Raw genomic sequence first — 4,431 nt, forward strand, 5'->3', positions numbered from 1 at the left:
CGAGACAGAACTTTTCTACTCCTGCTGCTCGCAGCCTCGTCGCGACAGCGTTAGCGTTGCCCTACCGTAGGCACAGCAACAACTCCGGCAGAGGCAGGACAGAGTAGGATGCTACCTTGGCAAAGATCCTTTGGAGAGCAGGGATGAAGCAGCAGAGGGGAATGGCTCGGCACGAGAGGTGGGCGGTGGGCCTGTTGGCGATCTGGGTTTGGCTGAGCTGGGGGATGGGGGCCTGGTCTGCTCCCCTTTGTCGGGATCCCCTCTTGCTGCGGCAGATCTTGGCAGCTCTGGGCCGCCCGGAGGTGAAGGTAGAGGAGGTGGCCCTTTTTGATTCGGATCAGTGCCTTGTCCAACTGGTGCTGGACCGTCAGGGGTTGAGCGGATCCCTGCCGCCCGAAATAGGCCAATTTCGCCGGTTGCGAGCCTTGTCCCTCAGCCACAACCAACTTTCCGGCCCCATTCCGCCCGAGCTGGGGCAACTCGGCCAGTTGGAAAACCTGTTTCTCGATTACAACGAATTCTCCGGCTCCATTCCAGCCGAGCTGGGGCAGTTGCGCAACCTGCGCGGCCTGTTTTTGGATCACAACCAGCTCTCTGGGCCTATTCCCCCCCAACTGGGGCAACTGCGCCACCTGGAAAACCTCATCCTGCAAAACAACCGCCTCAGCGGCACCCTTCCCGGCCAACTGGGCCAGATGAGCTCCCTCAAGGGCCTGTTTTTGGATCGCAATCAGCTCTCTGGGCCTATTCCCCCCCAACTGGGGCAACTGCGCCACCTGGAAAACCTCTACCTGTCGGACAATCGCCTCAGCGGATCCCTGCCCCCCGAGCTGGCTCAACTGAATCAGTTACGGGATCTGCGCCTGGCACGTAACCAATTCACGGGAGAACTGCCGACCTTTTTGGCAGAACTGCCCCGACTGGAGCGGCTGCACATCGAGGGAAACCCCGGCCTCTGCTTGCCGGCCGCCCTGTCGGAGTGGTTTGCCGGCCTAAACCCGGCGGATCCCCTGCCGGCTCCCCTCTGCTCATGGACTCCGTCCCGCTAACGCGACCGGTAGCCTACTGGGACTCCGTCCTGCTATCGCGAAAGGACTCTGTCCCACTATTGTGCTCTGCACCGCTGTCACGAACGCAACAGCGTCGCGTAGCAATAACGGCGCAAGTGTGGGATCCCAGCTTTTCCGGGGGGGAGGGGGAGAGCCGTAGCGACGACCAGGCCACTCCTGCTCGATGGGCCACCACCACTCCAATCGCCTCTAGATAGGAGGTTACCGACACATGAGGGATCCCCAACTGGCGGGGATGCACCTGCATCACGGTGGTGTTTTCCTCGACGGCAATGAAAAGCGGAGGACGGGCAAGGACTCCGTCCGTTCGCGTCAGCGGCGGAGCATTGTGGCGCGGTCGCGACAGCGTTGCGCCGCAATAACGGCTGGCCAGGTGCAGCAAGCCAGGCCCCCCAAAGGCAGTGGCCGGGGCAATGACGCTGTCCACCTGCTCTGCTGTCAGGTCGCCCGGTTGGGCGGGATCCCCGCTCTTGACAAATTGGGGAGCATAGCTGAGGCCCACCAAAACCGAAGGCAAGAAGGTAAACCCCACCTCTTCAGCAGCAGCGCGGGGGTGAACCGGCTTGGGGAAAGTCTCAGGGTAGAAAGCGGGGGCATGGGCACAAGGGATCCGCAACTCCCGCACCACCAGGTGGCTGATCAGGGCTTCGACGCCGGCCAGGGGATCCACCCCCCTTCCCTGCTCGTACTGGCTGAAGTCCAAGTCATCCGGAAAGCGGGCCACCACGGCAATGGCTTCTGCCCCCAGGCGAACCAGCTCCTGGGCAGTCTCCAAGAGAGCATCAGGCTGGGCCAGGGATCCCTGGCTGGCTCCTGAGGGGGAGAAGCCGACGGAAACGCCCAAGGGTTGGCGGGTCAAGCGCCAGGGGCCAATGTTGAGCCCCAAGGTGGCCTGAGCAGCCTGCATCACCTGCAGGTGGCGTTGTTGCAGATCGGGGGGGATCCCGGCATCCAGCACCACCCCAACACAGTTTTGGCGCACTGGCCGCAAATTCCACACCCCCGCACAGAACTGATCCAGGCCGTACCCTTCCACGTACAACACGTTCCCCATCGGCCAAAACAAACTGGCTCCGTTTAACACGTTGGGATGGGTAATGACCCGCTCTGCGGCTGCTGCCAGGGTGCGGGCAACAGGCAGGGCATCCCCGGCAAAACCACCGATGCGGGCACCAATGCCGGTGGGGATGAGCAGGAGGCTGGTGTAGGGATGGCTCATGCTGCTATGTCTACAGCACTCTATGCTGCTACACGCGAACGGGAACTGCACCGCTAACGCCGGACGGACAGGATCTGCTGGGCTAGGGCCTCGGCCCGCCGCACACAATCTCCCAAGGCCACGCCATCCAGGTAGTTGGCACACACCCACACCCCTGGGGTTTGGTCGGCCAGGCTGGCCTGCAATTGGGCAATCCGCTGCCGGTGGCCAAGCGTATATTGCGGGATAGCCTGGGGCCACAGGCGCTCTCCCAGGCGGATGGGCTCGACAGGGCGGGTGAGCAGGATCTGGCTGAGTTCTGCATGCACAATTTGGGCCCGCTCGTCAGGGGAGAGCGCCGTAATGGGCGGGATCCCTTTCTGGCGGGCAAAAGCCGCATCGGTAGCTCCCCCGATGAAGCTGATCAGGCAGTGATAGCCCTGAGGAGCCCGCTCTGGGAAGAGGGAGGAGGCCCAGATGGTGCCCAGGGTGCGCAGGCCCTGAGAGCGAGGGATCAGATGGCCAAACCCTCGCAGCGGTTGGGGGAGGGCTTCTTCTGGATAGGCCAAAGCCACCACCGCCACAGGCGGGTAGGGGATTTCCCTCAGCAGCCGGCTGGCCTGGGGGTTGAGATCCTGCAGGAGGGTGGCAGCGGCGTAGGCAGGGAGGGTGAGCACCACCTGTTGAGCCACCACCCAGTGGATTTCTTCTGGGGCCGTGTGCTCTGCACCGCTGTCGTGTATGACGAAGCCCACCCGGTAGCCCGTCTCATCCCGCTTGAGATGCACAGCCCGCCAGCCCAGCCGCAGCGCACTGCCCAGTTTCTGGGCAATCGCCTCAGGTAGCTGCTGCAACCCCTGCCGCAGGTTACCCAGTTGGCCCCGCTTGGGAGGAGGTTGGATGGGGGAGTTGCCGCTGTCCTGTTGACGGGTTCGCGGGAGCGTCGCGTAGCGATAACGGCTGCGCAAAGCCTGCACAGCACCGGCAAAGAGGCTGCCGTAGCGTTCTTCCAAGCCGGCAATGCGGGGGAAGGCTGCCAAGGCGCTGAGCTGATCCGGATCCCCGGCATACACCCCTGAGGTGAAAGGTTCGACCAGCCGCTCTACCACCTCGGATCCCAGTTGCCGCCGGAAGAATTGCCGCACCGTTTCCTCTCCGCCTGGCGGCGGCGCGACAAACCCCAACAACCCACGTAAGGCCCGCAACTTGCCGCCCACGCTCAACAGCCGCGAGCCAATTGCCGCAGAAGGGCTCAGGGGCACCGGCAGCAGCTCTTTTTCCCAGTAGATGTAGCGGGGCAGCTTGGCATCGGCCAGCACCAGGTGCTCCGCCAAGCCCACCTCGGCAATGAGGTTAAGCAGGGCGGGGACGGGGGTAAAGCTGTTGGGGCCCTCTTCCCAGCGATAGCTGTCTTTGGATTGGGTGGAGATACAGCCCCCCACGCGGGAGCTGGCCTCGGCCAGGAGCAGCGGCTGGGTGGATTCATCCTTGGGGGATAAGCCCTGTTGTAATCGCAAGGCCAACGTTAGGCCGCTGATGTCCGCCCCCACCACCACCACCTCAGCCTGCGAGGGCTGCGTCCCGCTAAAGTGCTCAACAGAAGAGTTCATCTTTTGGGTTCCAACGGGGTTTTCAATCCTCAAGAGTCAAACAATTATGCTCTGAGCCGCTCCCCGTCCCACCAGCGCGTTCGCGTCAGCGGTGCGGAGCATTTTGGATCTATAGCAGCTAGCGCAGCACCCGAAATAGGCTGGGGATCCCGGCCACCTGGGGCAGTTGTTGGATCTCGGCCAGCGCCTGCCGGCAGTCGGCCTCCCGGACGGTGTGGGTGAGAATCACAATCTCCGCCTGCTCTTGGTGACATTCCTTTTGGGTAATGCTCTCCAGGCTAACCCGGTGGCGGCCAAAGCAGGTGCCAATCGCCCCCATTACCCCCGGCTGATCCTGAGCCAACACCCGCACGTAAAACTCCGACTCCAATTCCGAGAGAGGGATCAAAGAGGCGGCAGCGGGGAAGCAGGAGAATCCCCACAGCGGATTGGGGGCATCAGCCCCCGTTTGCCGGTGGGCAATCAGGGTCAGCAGATCGCCAACAACGGCACTGGCAGTCGGCCCCCGCCCCGCCCCCGGCCCCGACAGCACCACCTGCCCCAAAGGATCCCC

General features: G+C 63.2%; 4 protein-coding genes. 1 reads left to right on the forward strand and 3 read right to left on the reverse strand.

Annotated elements, in window-relative coordinates:
- Positions 1-161: 161 nt before the first annotated feature.
- A complete protein-coding gene (locus tag NW856_RS09385; RefSeq protein ID WP_414399951.1) occupies positions 162-1,049 on the forward strand; it encodes a hypothetical protein in 888 nt (295 codons plus the stop codon).
- Between the two features lie 13 nt (positions 1,050-1,062).
- Here the strand turns inward: NW856_RS09385 and NW856_RS09390 are convergent, their stop codons facing one another.
- The 3 genes from NW856_RS09390 to NW856_RS09400 all read right to left on the reverse strand — a co-directional run.
- Positions 1,063-2,289, reverse strand: coding sequence for a DUF3326 domain-containing protein (locus NW856_RS09390; protein WP_414399952.1), 1,227 nt, complete (start codon positions 2,287-2,289; stop codon positions 1,063-1,065).
- A 53-nt stretch (positions 2,290-2,342) separates the two neighbouring features.
- Positions 2,343-3,878, reverse strand: a complete 1,536-nt coding sequence (gene hemG, locus NW856_RS09395; RefSeq protein ID WP_414399953.1) for a protoporphyrinogen oxidase — start codon at positions 3,876-3,878, stop codon at positions 2,343-2,345.
- 118 nt (positions 3,879-3,996) lie between these two features.
- A partial coding sequence (locus tag NW856_RS09400; protein ID WP_414399954.1) for an ACT domain-containing protein occupies positions 3,997-4,431 on the reverse strand: 435 nt, incomplete at its 5' end.

This window comes from Synechococcus sp. R3-13 (genome assembly GCF_047462195.1).
Classification (GTDB): Bacteria; Cyanobacteriota; Cyanobacteriia; order Thermostichales; family Thermostichaceae; genus Thermostichus.